Origin of the sequence: Kitasatospora sp. NPDC058032 (assembly GCF_042885845.1) — a bacterium.
In the GTDB taxonomy this organism is placed as follows: Bacteria; Actinomycetota; Actinomycetes; order Streptomycetales; family Streptomycetaceae; genus Kitasatospora.
Map to the genome: position 1 here is coordinate 13,596 of NZ_JBHVRK010000045.1, position 21,989 is coordinate 35,584.

At 75.0% G+C, this 21,989-nt stretch carries 21 protein-coding genes, 2 tRNA genes, 1 pseudogene and 1 riboswitch; of the genes and pseudogenes, 18 read left to right on the plus strand and 6 right to left on the minus strand.

All coding sequences use genetic code 11. The features are described from left to right. Positions 1-58 precede the first annotated feature (58 nt). The 6 genes from lhgO to ACFVUH_RS36150 all read left to right on the plus strand — a co-directional run bounded on the left by lhgO (position 59) and on the right by ACFVUH_RS36150 (position 6,476). Positions 59-1,294: an L-2-hydroxyglutarate oxidase gene (lhgO, locus tag ACFVUH_RS36125; protein WP_387917802.1), complete on the plus strand. Its 1,236-nt coding sequence runs from the start codon at positions 59-61 to the stop codon at positions 1,292-1,294. 126 nt (positions 1,295-1,420) lie between these two features. Beyond that, positions 1,421-2,251, plus strand: coding sequence for a tRNA (guanosine(46)-N7)-methyltransferase TrmB (trmB, locus tag ACFVUH_RS36130; protein WP_355366783.1), 831 nt, complete (start codon positions 1,421-1,423; stop codon positions 2,249-2,251). Positions 2,252-2,377: 126 nt separating this feature from the next. Then, a complete protein-coding gene (locus ACFVUH_RS36135; RefSeq protein ID WP_355366785.1) occupies positions 2,378-3,724 on the plus strand; it encodes a PrsW family intramembrane metalloprotease in 1,347 nt (448 codons plus the stop codon). Between the two features lie 106 nt (positions 3,725-3,830). Beyond that, positions 3,831-3,904: transfer RNA gene (locus tag ACFVUH_RS36140), tRNA-Met, on the plus strand. A gap of 194 nt (positions 3,905-4,098) precedes the next feature. After that, complete coding sequence (locus tag ACFVUH_RS36145; RefSeq protein ID WP_355366787.1) at positions 4,099-4,854, plus strand: hypothetical protein; 756 nt, start codon at positions 4,099-4,101, stop codon at positions 4,852-4,854. 476 nt (positions 4,855-5,330) lie between these two features. Then, complete coding sequence (locus tag ACFVUH_RS36150) at positions 5,331-6,476, plus strand: hypothetical protein (protein WP_387917804.1); 1,146 nt, start codon at positions 5,331-5,333, stop codon at positions 6,474-6,476. Between the two features lie 6 nt (positions 6,477-6,482). On the opposite strand, the gene ACFVUH_RS36155 is transcribed toward ACFVUH_RS36150, so the two are convergent. The 4 genes from ACFVUH_RS36155 to ACFVUH_RS36170 form a co-directional block, all read right to left on the minus strand. Continuing rightward, complete coding sequence (locus ACFVUH_RS36155) at positions 6,483-6,932, minus strand: GNAT family N-acetyltransferase (RefSeq protein WP_387917806.1); 450 nt, start codon at positions 6,930-6,932, stop codon at positions 6,483-6,485. Positions 6,933-6,969: 37 nt separating this feature from the next. Continuing rightward, positions 6,970-7,704 (minus strand): hypothetical protein, encoded by a 735-nt coding sequence (locus ACFVUH_RS36160; RefSeq protein WP_387917808.1) that lies wholly within the window; start codon positions 7,702-7,704, stop codon positions 6,970-6,972. A gap of 130 nt (positions 7,705-7,834) precedes the next feature. Further along, positions 7,835-8,563 (minus strand): sensor domain-containing protein, encoded by a 729-nt coding sequence (locus ACFVUH_RS36165; protein ID WP_355366799.1) that lies wholly within the window; start codon positions 8,561-8,563, stop codon positions 7,835-7,837. Positions 8,564-8,688: 125 nt separating this feature from the next. Beyond that, positions 8,689-9,261 (minus strand): GNAT family protein, encoded by a 573-nt coding sequence (locus ACFVUH_RS36170; RefSeq protein ID WP_355366802.1) that lies wholly within the window; start codon positions 9,259-9,261, stop codon positions 8,689-8,691. A gap of 43 nt (positions 9,262-9,304) precedes the next feature. Here ACFVUH_RS36170 and ACFVUH_RS36175 point away from each other — a divergent pair, with 43 nt between their 5' ends. Continuing rightward, positions 9,305-10,261 (plus strand): hypothetical protein, encoded by a 957-nt coding sequence (locus tag ACFVUH_RS36175; protein ID WP_387917810.1) that lies wholly within the window; start codon positions 9,305-9,307, stop codon positions 10,259-10,261. A gap of 184 nt (positions 10,262-10,445) precedes the next feature. After that, positions 10,446-10,895 (plus strand): hypothetical protein, encoded by a 450-nt coding sequence (locus tag ACFVUH_RS36180; RefSeq protein WP_387917811.1) that lies wholly within the window; start codon positions 10,446-10,448, stop codon positions 10,893-10,895. A gap of 70 nt (positions 10,896-10,965) precedes the next feature. Here ACFVUH_RS36180 and ACFVUH_RS36185 read toward each other — a convergent pair whose 3' ends face one another. Next, positions 10,966-11,835 carry a peptidoglycan DD-metalloendopeptidase family protein gene (locus ACFVUH_RS36185; protein WP_355366809.1) on the minus strand — a complete coding sequence of 290 codons (870 nt, stop codon included), beginning with the start codon at positions 11,833-11,835 and terminating at the stop codon, positions 10,966-10,968. Positions 11,836-11,847: 12 nt separating this feature from the next. After that, a riboswitch (cyclic di-AMP (ydaO/yuaA leader) is annotated at positions 11,848-12,006 on the minus strand. Positions 12,007-12,249: 243 nt separating this feature from the next. Here ACFVUH_RS36185 and ACFVUH_RS36190 point away from each other — a divergent pair. The 3 genes from ACFVUH_RS36190 (at position 12,250) to ACFVUH_RS36200 (ending at position 14,106) form a co-directional block, all read left to right on the plus strand. Next, positions 12,250-12,540, plus strand: coding sequence for a YiaA/YiaB family inner membrane protein (locus tag ACFVUH_RS36190; protein ID WP_387917813.1), 291 nt, complete (start codon positions 12,250-12,252; stop codon positions 12,538-12,540). A gap of 121 nt (positions 12,541-12,661) precedes the next feature. Further along, a complete protein-coding gene (locus tag ACFVUH_RS36195) occupies positions 12,662-13,489 on the plus strand; it encodes an alpha/beta fold hydrolase (RefSeq protein WP_387917815.1) in 828 nt (275 codons plus the stop codon). A gap of 47 nt (positions 13,490-13,536) precedes the next feature. Continuing rightward, positions 13,537-14,106: a TetR/AcrR family transcriptional regulator gene (locus ACFVUH_RS36200; RefSeq protein WP_387917817.1), complete on the plus strand. Its 570-nt coding sequence runs from the start codon at positions 13,537-13,539 to the stop codon at positions 14,104-14,106. Between the two features lie 73 nt (positions 14,107-14,179). On the opposite strand, the gene ACFVUH_RS36205 is transcribed toward ACFVUH_RS36200, so the two are convergent. Continuing rightward, positions 14,180-14,253 (minus strand) — tRNA-Ile (locus ACFVUH_RS36205). Between the two features lie 230 nt (positions 14,254-14,483). Between ACFVUH_RS36205 and ACFVUH_RS36210 the strand changes: the two genes are divergently transcribed. The 7 genes and pseudogenes from ACFVUH_RS36210 to ACFVUH_RS36240 form a co-directional block, all read left to right on the plus strand. After that, complete coding sequence (locus ACFVUH_RS36210) at positions 14,484-16,820, plus strand: SpoIIE family protein phosphatase (protein WP_387917818.1); 2,337 nt, start codon at positions 14,484-14,486, stop codon at positions 16,818-16,820. A 162-nt stretch (positions 16,821-16,982) separates the two neighbouring features. Next, positions 16,983-18,518, plus strand: a complete 1,536-nt coding sequence (locus ACFVUH_RS36215; RefSeq protein ID WP_387917821.1) for an ATP-binding protein — start codon at positions 16,983-16,985, stop codon at positions 18,516-18,518. Further along, positions 18,502-18,915, plus strand: coding sequence for a roadblock/LC7 domain-containing protein (locus tag ACFVUH_RS36220; protein ID WP_355366824.1), 414 nt, complete (start codon positions 18,502-18,504; stop codon positions 18,913-18,915). The genes ACFVUH_RS36215 and ACFVUH_RS36220 overlap by 17 nt, the downstream gene beginning before the upstream one ends. Beyond that, complete coding sequence (locus ACFVUH_RS36225; protein WP_380689216.1) at positions 18,912-19,262, plus strand: DUF742 domain-containing protein; 351 nt, start codon at positions 18,912-18,914, stop codon at positions 19,260-19,262. Before ACFVUH_RS36220 ends, ACFVUH_RS36225 begins: the two co-directional genes overlap by 4 nt. 58 nt (positions 19,263-19,320) lie before the next feature. Further along, positions 19,321-19,890, plus strand: coding sequence for an ATP/GTP-binding protein (locus tag ACFVUH_RS36230; RefSeq protein ID WP_355367110.1), 570 nt, complete (start codon positions 19,321-19,323; stop codon positions 19,888-19,890). After that, entirely contained in the window at positions 19,887-21,446 is a 1,560-nt protein-coding gene (locus ACFVUH_RS36235) for a cytochrome P450 (RefSeq protein ID WP_387917820.1), read from the plus strand. Before ACFVUH_RS36230 ends, ACFVUH_RS36235 begins: the two co-directional genes overlap by 4 nt. Further along, a pseudogene (locus ACFVUH_RS36240) lies at positions 21,443-21,989 on the plus strand (cytochrome P450); the annotation flags it as partial. The gene ACFVUH_RS36235 and the pseudogene ACFVUH_RS36240, both read left to right, overlap by 4 nt.

Consider the following 21,989-nt stretch of genomic DNA (forward strand, 5'->3'; position numbering starts at 1 on the left):
CGTGGCAGCATCGCGGACGGACGGGGACGGTCGGACGAGGCGAGGCGAGGAGCGGGCCGTGCGGTACGACGTCGACGTACTGGTGGTGGGGGGCGGGATCGTCGGGCTCGGCACGGCGTACGCGCTGACCGGGGCCCGGCCCGGGCTGCGGCTCACCGTCCTGGAGAAGGAGCCCGGCCTGGCCGCCCACCAGACCGGGCACAACAGCGGGGTGATCCACAGCGGCGTCTACTACCGGCCGGGTTCGCTCAAGGCCCGCTACGCGGTGGCCGGCGCCGCCGAGATGGTCGAGTTCTGCCGCGCCCACGCCATCCCCCACGAGGTCACCGGGAAGCTGATCGTCGCCACCGGGCCCGCCGAACTGGACCGGCTGCGCACGCTGGCCGAACGCGGCCGGGCCAACGGCATCCCGGTCACCGAGCTGGACCGCCGGGGCATCGCCGCCCACGAGCCGCAGGTCACCGGCATCGCCGGGCTGCACATCGGGACCACCGGCATCTGCGACTTCCCCGCCGTGGCCGCCGCCTACGCGCGGCTGGCCCGCGAGGCCGGGGCGGAGATCCGCACCGGGGCCGAGCTGCGGGCGGTCGCCCGACGGGCCGACGGCGTCACCGTGCAGACCTCGGCGGGCGAGCTGCGCTGCCGGGTCCTGGTGAACTGCGCGGGCCTGCACAGTGACCGGATCGCCCGGCTGGCCGGTGACGACCCCGGGGTGCGGATCGTGCCGTTCCGCGGCGAGTACTACGAACTCGTCAAGGAGCGGCGGGAGTTGGTCCGGGGGCTGGTCTACCCGGTACCCGACCCGGCCTTCCCGTTCCTGGGCGTCCACCTGACCCGCGGCGTGCACGGGGACGTGCACGTCGGCCCCAACGCGGTGCCGGCGCTGGCCCGCGAGGGCTACGACTGGCGCACCGTGCGCCCGCGCGACCTCGCCGGCACGGTCGCCTTCCCCGGCACCTGGCAGATAGCCCGCCGGCACTGGCGCTACGAGGTGGGCGAACTGCACCGCTCGCTGTCCAAGCGGGCGTTCACCGCCGCCGTCCGGCGGCTGCTGCCGGCCGTCACGGCGGCCGACCTGGTCCGGGCCGGGGCGGGCGTCCGCGCCCAGGCGGTGGCCCGGGACGGCTCGCTGCTGGACGACTTCGCCTTCGCCGGCTTCGACCCGGACGACCCGCGCTCCACCCGCCGCCTGGTGCACGTGCTGAACGCGCCCTCCCCGGCGGCGACCGCCTCGCTGCCGATCGGCCGGGAGGTGGCCCGCCGGGCGCTGGCCGCGCTCGAGGCGGGCGGCTGAGGACGGCCGCGGCGACGGCGGACCGGGCGGACGCGAGGATGGACGCGAGGTGGACGTGAGGGCCGACGTGGGGACCGTCACAGGCCCTGCGGCCCGCGACCGACCGCCCCGTAGACTCGGGTGATTGTGACTGCCACCGCCCCGATCCCCCAGCCATCGCCCTCCGCCCGGCTCTCCGCGGCGCCCGCCGCGTACCCCGCGCCGATGTACCCGCACAAGGCCACCGAGGCCCAGCACAGCGAGCGGCGCATCCGCAGCTTCCAGCCGCGCCGGGGCCGGATGACCAACGCCCAGGCGGGCGCGCTGGACCGGGGCTGGGAGAAGTACGGCATAGCGATCGACGGCACCCCGCTCGACCTGCCCGCGCTGTTCGACGGCCTGCCGGTCACCCTGGAGATCGGCTTCGGCATGGGCGAGACCACCGCCGCGATGGCCGCCGCCGACCCCGCGACGGGCATCCTGGCCGCCGACGTCCACACCCCCGGCCACGGCAACCTGCTCGGCCTGCTGGAGCGCGACGGCAGCACCAACGTCCGCCCGGCCGCCGGTGACGCCGTGATCCTGCTGCGCGACATGCTGTCCGACGCCTCGCTGGCCGGTCTGCGGGTCTACTTCGCCGACCCGTGGCCCAAGCCCAAGCACCACAAGCGCCGCCTGGTCCAGCCCTCCTTCCTGGAACTGGTCCTCCCCCGGCTGGCACCCGGCGCGCTGGTGCACTGCGCCACCGACTGGGAGCCGTACGCCGAGCAGATGCTCGACGTGCTGTCCGCCTCGCCGGAGCTGGAGAACCTGCACCCCGAGGGCGACGGCACCGGCTGGCTGGAGCCGGCCGACCACCCGGACGGCTCCGTCCCCGGCTACGCGCCGCGACCCGCCTGGCGCCCCGTCACCAAGTTCGAACGGGCCGGCATCGCCAAGGGCCACGTGGTGCACGACCTGCTGTTCCGCCGCCGCTGAGCCCCCGCCGGGCGTTCGACCCGGCGAACCGCGCCGGCCCCGGCGGCCGCCGGCGGACGGGACCGGAGCAAGGCGCCCGCCCCGACTCCTCCCGGCCGCCGGGCGGCGTGGCCTACCCTGTGGCGCGTGAGCACCCCGTCCGGCGGCGGGTACGAGATCACCGTGCGGGCCGCCGACGACCGAGAGATGCCCACGCCCACCGCCGGCACCCGGACCATCCCGGGGCCCCGGAGGCGCCGGGCGCACCGGCTCGTGCCCGCCCTCGTGTCCCGGCCGCGCCGCGCGGACGCCCCCGCCGGCCCGGACGCACCGCCCGCGACCGCCGACCCCGCCCGCCCCGCCGGCGCCGCCGCCCGTGCGCTGCGCTCGGTCGCGTTCTCCTCGGTGACCGCGACCGTCGTCCTGGCCCTGGCGGGCTGCGGCGTGCTGATCCTCCACCTGGTCCGCCGCCAGACCGGCACCGCCGGGCTGCTGGTCGGCCTCGGCCTGGCGATGGTCCCGCTGCCCTTCGTGCTCGGCGGGCTCGCCTGGCTCAACCAGACCGCCCGGGTACCGCTGCGGCACATCGTCTTCTGCCTCGGCTGGGGCGCCTGCGCCGCCACCACGGTGGCCATCCTGGCCAACAGCTGGACCAGCAGCTACCTCACCGCCCACCAGGGCAGCCTCGGCCAGGCGCTGGGCGCCGACGTGGTCACCCCGGTGATCGAGGAGAGCGCGAAGGGCGCCGCCCTGCTCGTCCTGCTGCTGCCGCTCGGCCGCCGGCTGCGCTGTGCGGCCCGGCCCGATGCGGGGCCCGGTGCGGGCCCGGGCGGACGGCCCGGCGCGGGCCCGGCGCACCGGCTGCCCGGCCCCCGGCGCCCGCGCGGGTACGAGCGCCGGCTCGCCCTGCCGCACGCCCGCGGCCGACTACGGCTGCGCCCCTACCTGCGCCCGCTGCTCCACCCGCTGCCAGGCCCGTTGCCCGGCCCGCGCCCCGGCCACCGGCGGGCCCGGTCCCGGCCGCGCGTCCTGGCCGCCGGGGTGGTGCTCGGCGGGATCACCGCCTGCGGCTTCGCCTTCACCGAGAACGCGCTCTACCTGGGGCGGGCGTTCACCGACGACCAGCAGCAGCGGCTGGACAGCATCGGCCTCGGCGAGCCGCCGAGCCTGCGGGACTTCGACAGCACGGTGCAGACCTTCGTGCTGCGCGGCCTGCTCTCGCCGTTCGCCCACCCGCTGTTCACCGCGCTGACCGGGCTGGGGCTGGCACTCACCCTCACCACCGGGCGCCGCTGGCCGGCCCGGCTGGCGGCGCCGACCGGGCTGGTCCTGTCGGTGGCCCTGCACGGCACCTGGAACGCCGCCGCCGACCTCGGCACCCGCGGCTTCCTGCTGGTGTACGCGGTGCTGATGGTGCCCTGCTTCGCGGCGCTGGTCTGCTTCGCCGCCTGGGCCCGGACGCGGGCCGGACGGCACACCGCGCGGGAACGATGAGGGACGGTGCGCCGCGTGGTGGGCGGGGGTACGCGGGGGTGCGCGGGGACGGATGTGGAACCGATTTCCCATTCGGGCGACTTCCCCGTATGGTTGTGTTCACCGACGCGGGGTGGAGCAGCTCGGTAGCTCGCTGGGCTCATAACCCAGAGGTCGCAGGTTCAAATCCTGTCCCCGCTACTCAGTAGCCGAAGGGCCCGGAGGATTCGTCCTCCGGGCCCTTCGTCATGCCCGGCATCCCGCGCGCGGCACGGTCCTGCCACGAAGCTGTAACAGCGCGGCGAGTCAAGATCAGTTAAATGATCTTTCGATCATACTGAGCGGGAAAATCACTTGTTCGGACGCGTACCGTCATGTCCGGGTTAGGAAGACTCATGCTGTCGAAGCGCCTTGCCAGCACCGCCGCGATCTGTCTGCTGCTGGCCGCCGGGGCGACCGCCTGCGGCGACGACAAGGCCTCCGCCACCAAGCTGGACACCGCCAAGCTCAGTGCCGAGGAGATCCAGAAGAAGGCCAAGGACGCCCTGGCCGGTGCCACCTCGGTCAAGGTCGTGGGCTCCATCAGCAACGCCGCCGAGAAGATGACCGTGGACCTGGCGGTCGACACCGAGGGGAAGTGCAAGGGCTCCATCTCCATGCCCGGGATGGGCAAGTTCGAGCTGCTGGGCGACGGCAAGCAGGTCTACCTGAAGCCCGACGCCGAGTTCATCGGCAACGTCGCCGGGGGCGGCGCCGAGGGCGCCCAGGCCGCCGAGCTGCTCAAGGGCCGCTACATCGCGGGTGTCCAGGACGACCCCGACATGAAGGAGCTCACCACCGCCTGCAACCTCAAGGACCTCACCAAGAGCTTCCTGGAGGACGGCAAGTCCACCGACCTGACCAAGGGCTCGGCCGGCACCGTCAACGGCGCGAAGACCTTCAGCGTCAAGTCGAAGAACAGCGGCGGCGACGAGATGGTCCTGCACGTCGCCACCGAGGGCACCCCGTACCCGCTGCGGATCGAGAAGACCGGCAAGGGGGGCGGCCAGGCGGACTTCACCGAGATCAACAAGCCGCTGACCATCCAGGCCCCGCCGGCCGACCAGATCATCGACTACTCGAAGTTCAAGTCCCAGGCCCACGCCGCCTGATCCGGCACCGGGCAGCACGCCGGACAAATCCGTTGCCCTCCGTCCGGCGGCCTGCCTATGGTGGCGGCACACTGAAAGGAGGTGATCCTGAATTGAGTTCCATCAGGATGTGTGAGGTGGCTGCTCGCTAGAGCCGCCCCTGCCTGCGCAGGGCGAGGTCCTGGGCCTCCGGCAGGCGAAATCCCAAGCAGTCACCCGGCCCGCGGGCTCACCGGTACATCCCCGGTGCCTCGGCGCCCGATGCCCCTGATCGTGGGCACGGACGCCGCGGAGCAGCCCGCGGGCCGTCTGCGTTCCCGAACAGTCCCACCGCACCCGTTCCGTGCGGGTGTGTCCGCGCTCCGCGCGGGGCATCAGGCCCTCGGCATCGGGGGCGTCCCCGCTAGAGTCGGCGCGCGCTCCGCAGGGGCGGGGTGCGGCACTGGGGGTGGTGGGCGATGGCGACGGCGAATCGGCGGACCGGCGGACCGGCGGTCGTGCGAACGGCACAGCGGGCGGCGGCCGGGATGCTGCTGGGCTCGGGACTGGTGGGCCTGGTGCTGTTCTCGCTGGGGCGGCCGCACCCCTGGCAGGCACTGGGCGGCGGACTGGTGGTGGCCTGCGCGGCGACCCTGGTCGGCGGCGCGCTGGGGTTCCTGTTCGGGGTGCCCCGGGTGCGCGGCGGCTCGGGCGGCACGGGAGCCGCCGGGGCCGGTGAACCGCACGGCTCGTACGCGCCGAACACCAACCTCGAACAGGTCTCGGACTGGCTCACCAAGGTGCTGCTGGGCGTCGGGCTGACCCAGCTCGGCTCGCTCGGCGAGCGCTTGGACCGGCTCGGGACGGCGCTCGCCCCGGCCCTGGGCGGCGGCGCGGGCACGGCACCGTTCGCGGCCTCGCTGGTCCTCTACTTCCTGCTGCTCGGCTTCCTGGCGGGCTGGCTGCTGACCCGGCTGGCGCTGCCGCGGGTGCTCTCCGACGCCGACCAGGCACTGGACCTCTTCCTCGCCGGGCAGGACCGGGACCGCAAGGGCGACAAGGTGGGCGCCGACGACCTGCGGATGCGGGCGATGCAGCACCTGGGCCTGGTCGGCTCCAGCCCCGGGAAGCCGGACGACCTGCCCGGCTCGATGCTGCCGGCGGACCGGGTGACCGGGCCGGAGCGGGTGGTGGCCGAGGTGCGGTCGACGGCCCGGCGGTCGGCACTGACGGCGTCCCGGGTGCGGGAGCTGTTCGCGGACGGCTCGGAGGGACGGCGGGTCCAGGCGCTGGCCCTGATGCAGGGCGATCCGGCGCTCGCCGACCTGCCGAGCGTGCTGGAGGCGATCGAGCACCCGCGCTCCGGGTTCGAGCAGTACCACGCGCTGCTGGCGGCGCGCGGGCTGATGTCCGGGCTGCCGGCCGAGGAGGCCGGGCGGCTGCGGGACGCGGTGGCGGGACGGCTGATGGCGCCGGACGGGATCCCGTACGGCTCGGACCGGAGCTGGCTGGCGGAGAAGATCCTCTCGGGCCTGGAGGCTCCCGGGCTCGTGCCGCGCCGACCGGGCGGAACGATCCCGGCCCAGGCACCGGCCCAGGCACCGGCCGCGGCGACGGCACCGGCGACGGCACCGGCGGCGCAGGCCGGGGAGCCGCGGGACTGACGGGGCCTACAGCGGGAAGCGGAGTTCGGGCCGGTCCCAGCCGATCGGCGGCCGGGCCGGGAAGGTGCCGACCCGCTCGGCGCCCATCCGCAGGTAGAAGGCCTCGGCGGGCGGGTGGGAGACCACCCGGACGGCGCCGTCGACGCCGAGGGCGTGGGCGCGGTCGAGCAGGTGGGTGATGAGCCGGCGGCCGATGCCGAGGCCCTGTGCGTCGTCGGCGACGAACATGAGGTCGAGCTCGGCGGGGTCGGTGATCAGCGCGTAGAAGCCGAGCAGGTGGTCGTCGGCGGCGCGGACCGCGAGGTGGACCTCGTGCCGGGCCAGGTACTCGGGCGTCACCCGGTAACCGGCGATCATCGGAGCGTAGGCGCCCCGGTAGGCGGAGCAGTCCTGGATCAGGGCGGTGAGCCGGTCGGCGTCCGAGGCCTCGGCCGGCTTGATCATCGTCTCGGTCATGGCCGGTCAGTATAGGGGTGAACCTATCAAGTGGCCATTACCCATGGGGGGCGACCCGGTGCAGCACCAGCACCCGCTGGGCCCGGCCGCCCCGGTCGACGGGTGGCACCACCCGGATCTCGCTGGCGATCCGGCGCTCGCCGAGCGCACGGCGGACGGCGTCCATCCCGGCGGTGCGGCGCCCTTCGCCGTCGTACAGCGGGTGGACCCGGACCTCGCCGCCGGGGGCGGTGACCCGGACCAGTTCGAGCAGCGCGGCCAGCTGCCGCTCCGGTCCGAACAGCTCGGGGTAGGCGAAGACCAGGTAGCCGCTCAGGGTGAGGGCGAAGGTGCCGTCCGCGAAGGGGAGCCGGGGCAGCTCGGCCGCGACGTACTGGCCGGGGTGGGCGGCGCGGTCGGCGGCGAAGAGCCGGCGGGCCCGGTCCCAGCCGCGCAGGTAGTGCTCGGGCCGGCGGTGCCGGCGGGCCGGGTAGAGGTCCGGGCGGGCCGCCATCGCGGCGGCCATGGCGGCCCGGGCGGCCAGGGCGCGGGCGGTGATCTCGTCGGCCGGCCGGGCGTACACCGGGTCGGCGGCGATCACCCGGCAGCCGAGCGGACGGGCCTCGGCGGCCAGTGCGGCGGCGCCGCCGGGGCAGTCCAGCAACGGGCCCGGCAGGGCGGCGATCCCGGCGCGGGTGAGGCCGAAGAGGCCGCGGTACTCGTCCAGCGGGCGGGAGGTCACCAGGGGTGCTGACGGGACCGCGGCCGCGGCGCGGGCGGTCCGGTCGGCCATCGCCGCCATCCGACCACGGGCCGGCGGCGCCCGCACCCTGAGCCCTCCGGGCGGGGCGCGGGGCGCGGGGCCGGATGCGGGCGTCGGATGCGGGCGTCGGATGCGGGCGTCGGGCGCGGGGCGGGGAAGGTCAGCGGCCGAGCAGGCCGCGGGCGGCGAGGCGGTTGACGTTGGTCAGGCCGCGCACCAGCTGCGGGGTCAGGAAGACGAACAGCATGCCGACCAGGCAGACTCCGGCGATCTGCAGCGGCGACTGGATGTAGTACTCGTGCCGGACGCCGTCGTCGCCGGTGAAGTCGAAGAGCCGGTAGCCGGGCCAGTCGACGTAGCGCGGGAACACCCAGTGGTAGACGGGGTAGAGCGCGAGCGTCCAGCCGACACAGAGGAAGACCAGCGACACCGCCATGCTGAGGATCGCCCACGGCAGCATCACCACCTGGTGGAGCACGGCCTTCCAGCCGGCCGCGTCCGCGAGGCGGGCGGTGATCGTGCCCCAGGCGCCCGGCCGGACGGCGCGGACCGGCGCCGGGGCGGGCACGTCCAGGGCCAGCAGGCCGCGCACCCGGGCCCGCTCCAGCCCGCCGAAGCCGCGGGCAGTGGCGGTCAGCGCGGCCAGCACCGGCAGGCCGAGCACGGTGACGACGGTGCCGAGGCCGAGCGAGAACAGCACGACGGCGACGGCGAAGCCGACGACCGCCAACGGCAGGCCGGTCAGCGTGTAGCCGATCTCGCGGTAGAAGTAGGAGGTGAACGGGGCCCGCCAGGCGTACGGCGGCTCCTCGATGCGGCGGGCGACGGTGCGGCGGTCGCCGCCGTCGTACGCGTCGTACTCGTCGCGCTGCATGCTGTGGGTGCTCATGGCCGGCTCTCGGTCCCTCGGGTCGGTCGCGGTTCGGGCTCGTGGGGTCTGTCCTGCTGACTCCCCAAGCCTGTCAAAGCGCGCCGCGGCGGAACATCCGGCTCCCCGGCGAACCGGGGGTGGGGTTATCCCCCGGTCACCGGCTCGTCGTCGGCGAGGAGCGCGTACTGGTAGGCGTCGCGCCAGCCGTCCCGGCGGCGGTAGTCGTGCCGGACCCGGCCCTCCAGCCGGAAGCCCGCCCTGGTCAGCACCCGGATCGAGGCGGCGTTGTCGACGTCCACCCGGGCCTCCAGCCGGTGCAGGCCGAGCGGACCGAAGGCGAGCTCCCGCAGCAGGCCGACCAGCTCGCCCGCGTAACCGAGCCCCCAGACGTCGCGGCGCAGGGCGTAGCCGAGGTGGGCGGCGCGGTGGGGGACGAGACCGAGCGCGGCGTTGCCGATCGGGACGGCGCGGGCCGGGTCGTCGGCGTCGGCGAGGCGGGTGACGGCCAGCCGGTAGACGTCCCGGTGCTCCTTCTCCGCCTCCTCCACGAACTGGGCGACCTGGTCGGCGCAGGTCTGCGGATCCCACGGCGCGAAGGGGAGGTAGCGGGTGGCCTCCGGGTCGCCGAACACCGCGTGCAGCGCGTCCACGTCCTCCGGGGTGTGGTGGAACTCGCGGACGGCCAGCCGGGGACCGGTGAGTCGGACGGGGACCATGGCTCCCGACTCTACCCCCGACCAGCGGTTACGGTTCGTGGTTATGGAAGACGAAGACCTGCGGCTCGCCCCGCGCACCAAGGCCGCCGAACTGCTCGCCTGGGCGGAGGCGACGGGCCACCGGCCGGTCGCCGAGGCCCCGCTGCGGGCGGTGCTGGCGCTGCTGGAGCTGGGCGGGGGCAGGATGCACGACGGCTGGCCCGAACTGACCTCCGCCGCGGTGGAGCACCTGCTGTACGAGCGGCTGTACCTGTACGTCCAGCCGGAGCCGGGACAGGACCCGCTGGCGTACGGCGCGGCGGTGCGGCTGCTGGTCGACCACCAGCGGGCGGCGAAGCGGCTGAACGCCAAGCGGCAGGAGCGGCTGCACGCCGAGGCCGAGTGGCAGGGCGAGGTGGCGGCCGGGCTGCTGCGCCGGGCGGACCTGGTGACCTGGCCCCGGCTGTACACGCTGCTGCTGCGCGCGGACGGGGTGGACACCGGCGACGAGGCGGCGGTGCGGGCCTGGCTGGAGGGGTTTCGGGAGCTGACGCCGCAGGAGCGGTCGGCGGCCTTCGCGGCGCTGGAGGCGGACGGGCTGCTGGACCCGGTGGACGACGGGGGCTGGGACGGCGGGGCCCGGGCGCTGGCGGTCGGGATGGCCACCGACGGCGCGCGGCGGCTGCTGGAGCAGGGGCTGATGCAGCGCAGCTACCGGAACCTGGCGGAGCTGACGGCGCTGGGCCGGCCGATGCCGCAGGAGCTGGCCGGGGACTTCGGGGCGTTCGAGGAGGCCGCGGTCGAGGCCGCGCTGGAGCTGGCCGGCGGGTGGACGGTGCCGGGGCTGCCGCGGCTGCTGGTGGAGGAGTTCCCGGAGCTGGCGCCGGAGCCGGGGCAGGCGGAGATCGACGCCTACCTGGCCGGGCTGGAGCCGGCGGAGGACCCCGAGGGATTCGAGGGATTCGAGGGGCCTGAGGGGCCCGAGGGGCCGGAGGGGTACGAGGGACCCGAGGCGGAGTAGCGACGGCAGGGCACGACCGTGGATTCGAGCCACCGAGAGGTCAATTCCGGTACTCCTCAAGGGATTCGGGGCCGGTCAGGAGTGATGGATCGGGTGCGGTGGAATCATCCGACATGTGAGGCGTGACATATCACACGCGCTCCACGGCTCCTCCTGTCACCGTTTTCGAAGGAGAAAAACCCTGATGAAGCGTTTCGTCGCAGTCCTGGCGGCCGGTACCGCGCTGTCCTCGCTCGGTGTCGCGGGTGCCGCCCAGGCCACCGCGCAGACCACCGGCACGACGGCGAGCACCACGACCACCTCGACCACCACCTGTGCCGACGGCCCCGTCGGTGTACTCCGGAGCCAGGTCTGCGTCACGATCGACGGCACCGGCGTGACGGCCGGCGGCTACACCTCGCCGACCCGTTCCGACTGGACCGCGCAGTCCGCCTCGTACACCCTGACTCTCGGCGTCGTCGGCGGTGCCTCGCTCGGCACCGACACCGGGAGCGGCATCCTCCCGCCCGGCGGGCGCGGCTTCGGCTACCTGGCGGCCACCGCGCCGTGCGGCTCCACCGTCACGGCCACCCTCACGACCACCACCTGGGGCTACGGAACGACCGCGACCGTCACCGCGCCCGTCACCTGCTGATCCCCGACAGCACCCCGCCCCGCCGGATCGCGTCCGGCGGGGCGGGGTGCTCAGGGTGTCCGGGGCAGCGTCAGGGGGTGACGCCGCGCTGCTCGAACCAGCTCTCCGGGTCGACGGGGGCGCCGCCGCCGGGGCGGACCTCGACGTGCAGGTGCGGGCCGGTGACGTTGCCGGTCGCGCCGACCTTGCCGATCTGCTGGCCGGGGACGACCTTGCCCGAGCCCTTGATGATCGAGGAGAGGTGGCAGTACCAGATCTCGGTGCCGTCGGGCAGGGTCTCGACGATCCGGTAGCCGTAGGCGCCGGCCCAGCCGGCCGAGGTGATGGTGCCCTGGCCGACCGCGTAGACCGGGGTGCCGGTGCCGGCGGCGAAGTCCAGGCCGGTGTGCAGGTGGGCCCAGTAGCGGGCGCTCTGGCCGTAGTGGGCGGAGAGGTTGTAGTCCCGCACCGGCAGCTTGATGGCGGCGAGCTTGGCCTTCTCGGCCTCCTCGGCGACCCGCTTGGCCTCCTCCTGCTGGGCGACCTGGGCGGCGCGCTTGGCCTCGGCCTCCTGGGCGGCCTGGACGCGGGCGTTCTCCTCGGCCGCGGTGCGCTGGCTGTCGGCCTGCTGCTGGATGCGGGCGGCGAGCGCGAGGCCGGGGTCGGCGGAGAGCGCGACCGGCAGTTCGTCGGGCGTCTCGACGGCGGGAGCGGCGGCCGGGGTGGCGGAGGCGAAGCCGGTGGCGCCCAGGGTGGCGGCGACGGCGGTGACGCCGAGCAGCGGAGCGGTGCCGCGGCCCTGCCGGGGCATCCGGTGCCGGCTGGTCTCGGCGGCCGGCGGAGCGGTCTCGTCGGCGGGGCCGCCGAACGGGCCCTGCCCGGTGAACGGGCCGGGGTGGTCGAGCAGCTGGGTACCGGCCGAGGAACCGGACGGGTGTGCCGGGGTATGCGTCGACGCCACGGAGGCGCGCTCCTTTCCTTCCTTCGCGCCTACCGGGTTAGCTGACGGGTTCGGAGCAGGAAGGTCTCCTACGGCCGGGCCTGAGCCTGGCCGATTCACCCCAAGGAACGTGGTTCCCCGGCTCCCTGGCCTGCCCGAAGGCCGGCCGGCGGGATTAGGCGACGGCGCACGGTGCCGTCTGGGTACGGCGTTGCGACCGCGCTGCGTTATCAAACGTTAATCCGAGAGGCCCCCGATTCCAAGCCATCCGTTGGTGACGACCGATACGGACCGGACACCACGCGGTCCGGTGGGCGATTTGGGACGTTTGATGACAACTGACACTACCGAACGTGTCAGGACGTCAACGAACGGCCCCTCACTTGAGTACGCCTACTCATGTGCGGCCGGGCGCCGCGCGGCCATCCTGACGCCATGAGCGCACCGATGCAGTCCCGCACCACGCCTGCGTACTACATCCAGGCCGTGCTGTCCTTCACCCTCTCCGGCACCGCCCTCGGCGTCGGGATCGCCTTCCTCCCGGTGGAGCCGTGGACCCGGGCGTTCCTCGCCCTCGGCCTGCTCTACACGATCACCTCGACGTTCACCCTCTCCAAGGTGGTCCGGGACCGGCAGGAGACCTCCGAGCTGGTGACCCGGGTCGACCAGGCGCGGCTGGACAAGCTGCTGACCGAGCACGACCCGTTCAAGGTGGAAGGCGTCTGACCGGTCCCGCCGGCGGGACCGGTCGCACGGAAAACGGTCGATAGCTTGACGGCTAAGGCTATTAGCCTTAGCTTTATGGCTATCGGCACGTCGCCGACGATCCCGCCCCAGGAGGCTCCCCATGAACGGCACCCTCGCCCCCGTCACCCGCCACCTCGACCTGCCCGGCGGCCGGATCGCCTTCGACGACACCAAGCGCGGCGAGGGCGCTCCGGTCGTCCTGCTCCCCGGGATGCTCGACAGCCGGGCCGCCTACCGCCACCTGCGCCCGCTGCTGGCCGCCGCCGGCCGCCGGGTGATCACCATGGACCTGCGCGGCTTCGGCGAGTCCTCGATCCTGTGGGACGACTACTCCCCCGCCGCGATCGCCGGTGACGTCCTCGCCCTGCTGGACCACCTGGGCATCGACCGGGCGGTGCTGGCGGGCAACTCCTACACCGGCGCCAGCGTCGTCAAGGCCGCCGGGGACGCCCCCGAGCGGGTCGCCGGCATCGTCCTGATCGACGCCTTCGTCGAGAACGTGCCGCCGGGCGCGCTGCAGCGTCTGGTGGTCGGCGCGATGGGCGCGCTGCTGGTGCGCTCGCCCGCGTTCTGGGGCCTCTACCACCGCAAGGCCGCCTACCCGGGCCCCAAGCCGGCCGACCACGAGGAGTACGTGGCCGGGCTGGTCGCCGCGATGCGCACCCCGGGCCGCCGGACCGCCACCCGCGGCTATGTGCGCGGCGACTCGGCGCCGACCGGCTGGACCGCCGCCGTGCGCTGCCCGGCGCTGGTGGTGATGGGCGCCGAGGACCCCGACTTCTCGAAGCCGGAGCTGGTCGCCGACCGGCAGGCCGCCGCGCTGAACGCGCGCAAGGTGATGATCGAGGGCGCGGGCCACTACCCGATGGCCGACCACCCGCGGGCGACCGCCGACGCCCTGCTGCCCTTCCTCGCCGACCTGGCCTGAGCACCACCGGCCGTCCCGCCCCTCCCCCCCCCGCTAGGAGAACCGCTGTGCCCCGAGTCGGACTGACCCCCGAGCAGGTCGTCGGCCACGCCCTCGCCCTCATCGACGAGCAGGGCCCCGAGGCCCTCACCCTGGCCGCCGTGGCCGCCCGCGCCGGGGTCGCCACCCCCTCGCTGTACAAGCACGTCAGCGGCGGCCTGGCCGAACTGCGCCGGCTGGTGGCCGTCCGGGTGACCGAGGAACTGGCCGACCGGCTCGCCGATGCCGCGCTCGGCCGCAGCGGGGACGCCGCGGTCGCCGCCGTCCTGCGGTCGTACCACGCGTACGCCACCGAGCGCCCGCACCGCTACGCCGCCCTGCCGCAGGCGCCGCAGCCGGACGCGGACCTGGTCACGGCGGCGGGCCGGCTGGTCGGGGTGATCGTCGCGGTGCTGCGCGAGTACGGGCTGGAGGGCTCCGAGGCGATCCACGCCGCCCGCACCTTCCGCTCGCTGGCCCACGGCTTCGCCGCGCTGTCGACCGGCGGCGCCTTCCAGCTCGCCGAGGACCTCGGGGAGACCCAGGAGCGCATGATCACCGTGCTGACCGCCGGCCTGCGCGGCTGGCCCCGCCCCTGAGCGGCGCCGGCCGGGGGGCCGGGGAACGCCGAAGGGCCCGGAGCGGGATCGCTCCGGGCCCTTCGGGGTGGTGTGGGGCTAACAGGACTTGAACCTGTGGCCTCTTCCTTATCAGGGAAGCGCTCTAACCGTCTGAGCTATAGCCCCGTACCGTCCGACCCGCCTGCACGGCGGCACGTCGTACGGAGAAGGGTACCGGACCCGGAGGGGGTGCCCGTACCCCGGCCGCCCCGCTGCCCGTACACGGCTGTCCGCTTGCCGTACACCCGCCGATCGGGCACCACGGAGAGCGCCGTTCACCCCACGCCTCACTCGCTTAAGAAATAAGGTATTAAGAATTAACTGCCCCATAAGGAACCGGAGAGGCCGGCCGTCCCGTGGACCCGCGCAGCAGCCCCACCGCGCGCAGTGCCATGCGCTGCGTCCGATTACTGCTCGGCTGCACCAGCGCCGCCGAACTGCTCGGCACCGTGCTCGCCGAGGGCCCCGGCTGGATCACCGGCGAGGGCTCGGCGCTCTACCTGCTGGACCCCGGCGGCATGCTCCGGCTCACCGCCTCCCACGGCCTGCCCGACTGGGCCCACGAGCGCTACAGCGTGGTCGACCCGGCCAGTGAGCTGCCCGCCGCGATGGCGCTGAAGCTGCGCCGCCCCTATCTGCTGAGCCCCGAGCGCACCAGCGTCGACTACCCCAACCGCAACGCCGGCATGGGCACCGGGATGGTCGCCATCGTCGCCCTGCCGATGGTCGTCGACGAGCGGCCGATCGGCGTGCTCGTCCTCGCGCTCGCCCACCGGGGGATCGTCCCGCGGCGCGACCTGGACGTGCTGGAGACCCTCGCGGACGCCTGCGCGCACCGGCTGGCCCACCTGCTGGAGCACGCCGGCGCACCCCGTTCGCCGCGCACCGGCGGCGCGGCGAACGGGGTGCGCCCCGGCCCCGGCCCGGGCGGCGACCCGGCCGCCGGGACGGCCCACCCGCTGCTCTCGCTCGCCGTGCGCGCCGCCGGGCACGGCGCCTTCGAGCGCGATCTGGTCACCGGCGAGACCCACTGGGACGCCCAGGCGCTGCGGCTGGTCGGCCGGCCCGCACCGGCGGACGGCGGCCCCGCCCCCGCGCCCGACCTCGACCTCGTCGTCCACCCCGAGGACCTGCCGGACGTCCAGGCCGCGCTCGCCGAGGCGCTCTCCACCGGCGGCCCGTACCGGATCCGCTACCGGGTGCCGCGCCTGGGCGGCGGGGTGATCCGGATCGAGGAGACCGGCGAGGTCATGCTGGACGTGCACCGCCGTCCGGTCCGGATCTCCGGGCTGATCGCCGACCTCGACCACGGCCGCGCCCCCGACGAACGCCGCACCGGACGCCGGAGGCGGTCGGACGGGAGCACCGGGAACGCCGGGAACGCCGACGGGGCCGCCGAGGGGACGTCCGCCGCCGGGGCCCGTTCGGCGCTGCTGCTGGCGCTCACCCGGACGCTGTCCCGGGCGATCACCGTCCGGGACGTCACCACGGCCGTGACCGACGTCGCCCGCCCCGCCTTCGGCGCGGCCAGCATCGTGCTGGACCTGGTCGACGAGGGCCGGCTGCTGCCCGTCGCGCACACCGTCTACGGCGGCCCCCGGCGCACCGAGCTGACCCGGCTGGCCGACCTGTCGGAGGGCGTGATGCAGCGCGCGCTGGCCCGCTCGACCCCGCTGTTCAGCGAGCCGGCCCGGCGCGGACGGGGACGCGTCCGGGCCCCGGAGCGCGAACGGCCGCGGGAGCCGGACACCGGGGGCTGCGGCCCGCTCGCCCCGGCCGCGTGGGCGGTGCTGCCGCTGGTCGCCTCCGGCCGGCAGGTCGGCTCCTGCCTGATCACCTTCGCCACCGAGCGGATCTTCAGCCGCGAGGACCGCACCCTCTACTCCGCCTTCGCGGGCATCCTCGCGCAGTCCCTGGAACGGGCCCGCCTCTACGACACCCACCACCACCGGGCCACCGAGCTGCAGCGCGCGATGCTGCCGCGCAGTCTGCCCCGGCTGCCCGGGATCGCCACCGCCGCCCGCTACCTGCCGAGCACCGAGGGCATGCAGATCGGCGGCGACTGGTACGACCTGCTGCGGCTGCCGGACGGCCGGATCGGCCTGGTGATCGGCGACGTCCAGGGCCACAACGCCGAGGCCACGGCGGTGATGGGCCAGCTGCGCAGCGGGCTGCGCGCGTACGCCACCGACGGGCACGATCCGGCGGCCACGCTGGCCCGGACCAGCCGGCTGCTCGCCGAGCTGGACACCGAGCTGTTCGCCACCTGCCTCTATCTGACCCTCGACCCGGCCGACGGCACGCTGCGGGCCGCCCGCGCCGGTCACCCGGCCCCGGCCAGGGTCACCGAGGACGCCAAGGCGGTGGAGCTGGAGCTGCCCGGCGGCCCGCCGCTGGGTGTCGCCCCGGACCGGCCGTACCCGCTGGCGGTGGAGCGGCTGGCGCCCGGCGAGACGCTGCTCGTCTACACCGACGGACTGGTGGAGGACCGCGAGGAGGACTACGACGAGTCGGTGCAGCGGATGCTCGGCGGGCTGGAGCTGTGGGCGCGCAACGCCGGTCCGGTGCGGGTGGAGCCCGGTCCGGCCCTGGAGAGGTTGGCCGATCTGCTCACCCTGAACGTCATCGAACGGCGTTCGCGTCCGGACGATGTCGCGCTGCTGCTGTTGCACCGGTTGTCCACTGTGCACTAGTGGGACCGGTGGGGCGCCGATCGGAGGTCCACGGACCGTCCGATCGCGTCCGAAGCAGGGCGGTTTGGCGCGCTCTTGACGGGATATCGACGATATCCGGTCACTTGGCGAGATCCGTTCACACCTTCGTAGGATCATCACCCTAGAATTCGCCGCGTGACGATGACTCAGTGGTGCGCGGCGGCAACAGGCGTGCTGGCCGTCCTCGCCCTCGTGGCCGCCGCCCGCTACCGCGCGGTCGCCGCCACCCAGCGCCGCCGGGTCGGCCGGGAGCAGCGCGAGAACGCCGCCCTGCGGGAGCGGCTCGCCACCGAACTCTCCCGGCGCGGCGCCGAACTGGCCGCCGTCCAGCACGAACAGGAGCTCACCGCCTCCACCCAGCGGGCCTTCCTCAGCGTGGCCCGCCGGATCCTCGTGATGGCGCACGACCAGCAGGCCCTGCTGGACGAGATGGAGCGCACCCACGACGACCCGGCCCTGCTGGAGGGCCTGCTCAAGGCCGACCACGCCGCCGCCCAACAGGCGCGCCTGGCCCAGACCCTGGCCGTGCTCTGCGGCGCCCGGGCCGGCCGCCACTGGCCGGAGCCGGTCTCGCTGGAGGACGTCGTGCGCGGCGCCCAGTCGCGCATCCTGCCCTTCCAGCGGGTGATGATCCGCAGCCGGATCGAGACCGCGGTGGTCGGCGCCGCCGCCGAGGCGCTGATCCACGCGGTGGCCGAGCTGCTGGACAACGCCACCCGCTACTCCCCGCCCAGCACCCAGGTGTTCGTCACCCTGATGCCCGTGCACAACGGCGCCGTCATCGAGATCGACGACGGCGGCGTCGGCATGCCCGAGCAGGCCGTGGCCAAGGCCTCCGCCGCGCTGGCCGGCGGCTCCACCGTCGAGATCTCCCGGCTCGGCGAGGTGCCGCAGCTCGGCCTGGCGGCGGTCGGCCGGCTCGCCGAGCAGTACGGGTTCCGGGTCACGCTCAGCTCCGCGCCCTCGCCGTACGGCGGGGTGCGGGTCGTGGTGCTGCTGCCGAACGCGCTGCTCACCGAACCGCTGCCGCCGACCGTGCCGGGCTTCGGCGTCGAGGACGCGGTGTTCGGGGGCGGCCCGCGCCGCCCCGGCCCGCCACCGGCCGGACCGGCCCGGGGCGCCGGCTACGGGGCCCCGCCGGCGCGGCCCGGCCAGGGCGCGACCGCCCCGTACGACCCGGCGGGGGCCGTCGGCCACCCGCCCGTGCACCCGCATGCCGCCGACGGGTCGCCGGCGTTCGCCCCGCCCGCCGCGAACCCGGCGGGCGGCCCGCCCGCCGCCGACGCCCCCGCGTACGGCACCACCCCGCCGCCGCTGCCCCGCCGGAGCCACCGGCGCGGCCGAGCCGCCACCCGGCTCTCGGCCAACCCCGCCACGCCGCCGGCTCCGCCGTACCGCTCGGCGCAGCAGGCGCAGGCGTTCATGTCGATGTTCCAGGCCGGTACCGCCAGCGGCCGCTCGGCCGCCCGGGCCAACTCCCAGGCCCAGACGGCGTACCGGCCCCAGGCCGAAGCCCCTTCGCAGGACCGGGCCCGCCCCCGCGACCCGTTCGGCCAGGACCCGGGCCGGGTCCGTCCCTCGGGCCACTCCCCGGCCCCGGCCCCGCACGACCCTTCCCTTCCCCCTTCCCCCCAGCTTCCCCAGCGTTCCGGAGAGTTCCATGACCACCAACCCTGACCTCGGCTGGCTGCTCGCCGACATCATCAACGTCCCCGAGGTCCAGCACGCCGTCGTGGTGTCCAACGACGGCCTGGAGATCGGGCGCAGCGAGGGCATCGTCCGCGAGGACGCCGAGCGCCTCGCCGCCGCCTGCTCCGGCCTGCAGTCGCTGGCCCGCGGCGTCGCCCAGGGCTTCGGCGGTCACCACAGCTCCACCCGGCAGATCATCATCGAGTACGGCGGCGGCTACCTCTTCATCGTCGCCGCCGGCGCCGGCGCCCACCTGGCCGTGGTGACCGGCGAGGCCGTCGACGCCGGCCTGGTCGCCTACCAGATGCAGGTCCTCGTCGAGCGGATCGGCACCCATCTCACCAGCCCGCCGCGCGCCGACCTCGCGGCAGGGGGCCACCGGTGAGCGGCGGCCCGGTCCGCCCCTACGTCATCACCGGCGGCCGCAGCCGCTCCACCCGCCCCGAGCTGGCGATCGAGAGCCTGGTCAGCGCGTTACCGGAGCGGCCCGAACTCCCCGAGGACGCCCTGCTCAACCGCGAGCACCAGCGGATCGTCGACCTCTGCCGCAGCCTGCTGTCGATCGCCGAGGTGGCGGCCCACCTGGGGCTGCCGCTCGGCGTCGTCAAGGTGCTGGTCGGCGACCTCTGGGACCTCGGCGCCGTCCAGGTGCTCCCGCCCGTCCCGCAGGCCGAGCGCCTGCCCACCACTCTCCTGGAAGAGGTGCTCGTTGGCCTCCGCCAACTCCGCTGACGCGCTCGCCGGGCCGCCCGCCGCCGAGCCCTTCGGCCCGCCCGCCGAGCCCCAGTACCTGCCGCCGTCCGTCCAGGGCGCGGTGAAGATCCTGGTCACCGGCCCGTTCGGGGTCGGCAAGACCACGCTGGTCGGCTCGCTCAGTGAGATCACCCCGCTGCGCACCGAGGAGACCATGACGGCCGCCAGCGCCGGGGTGGACGACCTGACCGGGCGCGGCGACAAGACCACCACCACGGTGGCGCTGGACTTCGGGCGGATCACGCTCAACCGGCGGCTCGCGCTGTACCTGTTCGGCACGCCCGGCCAGCAGCGGTTCTGGCCGCTCTGGGACGACCTGTCGCGCGGCGCGCTCGGCGCGATCGCGATGGTCGACCTGCGCCGTCCGGACGAGAGCTTCGACGTGCTCGGGCGGCTGGAGGAGCAGCAGATCCCGTTCGCGGTCGCGGTCAACACCTTCCCGGACGCGCCCAGTTACCCGGAGGAGGAGCTGCGCGCCGCGCTGGACCTGCTGCCCGGGGCGCCGATCCTGCACTGCGACGCACGGGACCGGCGGGCGGCGTACGACCTGCTGATCGACTTCGTCGACCACCTGCACCGCACCGCCGTACTGGAGCTGCAGAGATGACCGTTCCCGAGCCCGCCGGCACGGCCGCCGTCCCGCCGCCGGGGTGCCCGGCCCACGCGGGCGGGGCCGCGACCCATCACGCGACGCTGCCCGTCGGGGTGCCGCTCACCCCGCTGTACGGCGCCGCCGTCGCCGACGACCCGCACGGCCTGTACGCCCGGCTGCGCGCCCAGTACGGCCCGGTGGCGCCGATCGAGCTGGAGCCCGGGGTGGAGGCCTGGCTCGTCCTCGGCTATCCCGAGCTGCTCGAACTCACCCGCAACGAGGCGCTGTTCTCCAAGGACTCGCGCCGCTGGCGGGTGCCGGCCGAGGGCCGGCTGGCCCCCGACTCGCGGCTCCAGCCGATGACCGCCTGGCGGCCCACCCTGCTCAACCTGGACGGCGCCGAGCACCAGCGGCTGCGCGCCGCCGTCGCCGACACGCTCGCCCGGATCGACCACCGTCAGCTGCGCGGGACCACCGAGTCCTCCGCCAACGCGCTGATCGACAGCTGGGGTCCGGACGGCACCGCCGACCTGGTCACCCAGTACGCGCGCCGGCTGCCGCTGCTGGTCTTCACCCAGTTGCTCGGCCTGCCCGCCGACGCCGGTCCGCACCTCATCCGGCTGATCAGCCACATCGCCGACAGCGGCGCCGAATCGGTGCGCGCCAACCAGGAGTTCCAGGCGATCGTGGTCGACCTGGTGCAGCGCCGCCGGGCCACGCCCAGCGCCGACCTGACCTCCTGGCTGCTGGCCCACCCGGCCGCGCTGTCCGACGAGGAGGCGGTGCACCACCTGGTGGTGATGATGGTCGCCGGCAACGAGACCACCATCTGCTGGACCGGCAACACGCTGCGGCTGCTGCTCACCGACCGCCGGTTCCGGGCCACCCTCACCGGCGGGCGGCTGACCGTCGCCGACGCGCTGGAGGAGGTGCTCTGGCGCGACCCGCCGACGCAGAACTTCCCCGGCCGCTGGGCCACCGCCGACACCGTGCTCGGCGGCCGGCACATCAGCCAGGGCGACATGCTCGTGCTCGGCCTGGCCGCGGCCAACGCCGATCCGGCCGCCCAGGCCCCCGGGGCGGCCGGGCACGCCGCGCTCGGCAGCAACCGGGCGCACCTGGCCTGGGGCGCCGGCAAGCACGTCTGCCCGGCCCAGCACCCGGCCCGGATCATCGTCGAGACCGCCGTCGAGACCCTGCTGCACCGCCTGCCGGACCTCCAACTGGCCGTACCGGCCCATGAGCTGGCCTGGCGGCCGTCGCCCTGGTCGCGCGCCCTGGTCAGCCTTCCGGTGCTCTACAGCGCCTTCACCCCGCCCCGCCCGCCAGCCCCCGAGAGGCCCTCCGCATGGACACCGCCGCAGCTGCCGTACCCGGCTCCGGAAGACCTGGACCCGAGCGACCCGGGCCCGGTGCACCCGGCCTCGGTGGAGGAGACGGCGGCGGCCGGCCCGGGCCCGTCCGGCTCGACGCCCTCGGACGCGACCAGCACGGGGAGAACGCCCGCCTCCGGGAAGCCGGTCCGGCGGTCCTGGTGGAGCTCCCTGGCGGGGTGGTGGTCTGGGCAGTGACCCACCACGACACCCTGCAGGAGCTGCTCGCCGACCCCCGGGTCGGCAAGGACCCGCAGCTGTGGACGACGTTCCGGGAGGGACGGCTGCCCGAGGGCTGGCCGCTGATCACCTTCGTCACCGTCCCCGGCATGATCACCGCCGACGGCGAGGACCACCGCCGGCTGCGCGGCCTGGTCACCCAGGCGTTCACCCCGCGCCGGGTCGCCGCACTGCAGCCCACCGTCGAGGCCCGGGCCACCGCGCTGCTCGACCGGATCGCCGAACTGGCGGGCGGGTCTCAGGGCGGGCCGGAGAGCGGGCCGGAGAGCGGGCCGGAGGGTGGCTTCGACCTGCGCGAGCACTTCGCCTACCCGCTGCCGATGCACGTGATAGGCGAGCTGCTCGGCCTGCCGCCCAAGCAGCAGGACGAGCTGCACGAACTCTCCGACACCCTGGTCTCCAGCTCCGCCACCCCCGAGGCCGCCGTCGCCGCGCAGCGCTCGCTGTTCGCGCTGCTCGCCTCGGTGGTCGCCGCCAAGCGGGCCGAGCCCGGCGACGACC

Bases quoted from the DNA above. Each gene is read 5' to 3' on its own strand.
- ACFVUH_RS36235 (WP_387917820.1), top strand. From the start codon at position 19,887: ATGACCGTTCCCGAGCCCGCCGGCACGGCCGCCGTCCCGCCGCCGGGG.
- ACFVUH_RS36220 (WP_355366824.1), top strand. From the start codon at position 18,502: ATGACCACCAACCCTGACCTCGGCTGGCTGCTCGCCGACATCATCAAC.
- ACFVUH_RS36155 (WP_387917806.1), bottom strand. From the start codon at position 6,932: ATGACCGAGACGATGATCAAGCCGGCCGAGGCCTCGGACGCCGACCGG.
- ACFVUH_RS36145 (WP_355366787.1), top strand. From the start codon at position 4,099: ATGCTGTCGAAGCGCCTTGCCAGCACCGCCGCGATCTGTCTGCTGCTG.
- ACFVUH_RS36165 (WP_355366799.1), bottom strand. From the start codon at position 8,563: ATGAGCACCCACAGCATGCAGCGCGACGAGTACGACGCGTACGACGGC.
- ACFVUH_RS36190 (WP_387917813.1), top strand. From the start codon at position 12,250: ATGAGCGCACCGATGCAGTCCCGCACCACGCCTGCGTACTACATCCAG.
- ACFVUH_RS36175 (WP_387917810.1), top strand. From the start codon at position 9,305: ATGGAAGACGAAGACCTGCGGCTCGCCCCGCGCACCAAGGCCGCCGAA.
- ACFVUH_RS36215 (WP_387917821.1), top strand. From the start codon at position 16,983: ATGACTCAGTGGTGCGCGGCGGCAACAGGCGTGCTGGCCGTCCTCGCC.
- ACFVUH_RS36180 (WP_387917811.1), top strand. From the start codon at position 10,446: ATGAAGCGTTTCGTCGCAGTCCTGGCGGCCGGTACCGCGCTGTCCTCG.
- ACFVUH_RS36160 (WP_387917808.1), bottom strand. From the start codon at position 7,704: ATGGCCGACCGGACCGCCCGCGCCGCGGCCGCGGTCCCGTCAGCACCC.
- ACFVUH_RS36195 (WP_387917815.1), top strand. From the start codon at position 12,662: ATGAACGGCACCCTCGCCCCCGTCACCCGCCACCTCGACCTGCCCGGC.
- ACFVUH_RS36170 (WP_355366802.1), bottom strand. From the start codon at position 9,261: ATGGTCCCCGTCCGACTCACCGGTCCCCGGCTGGCCGTCCGCGAGTTC.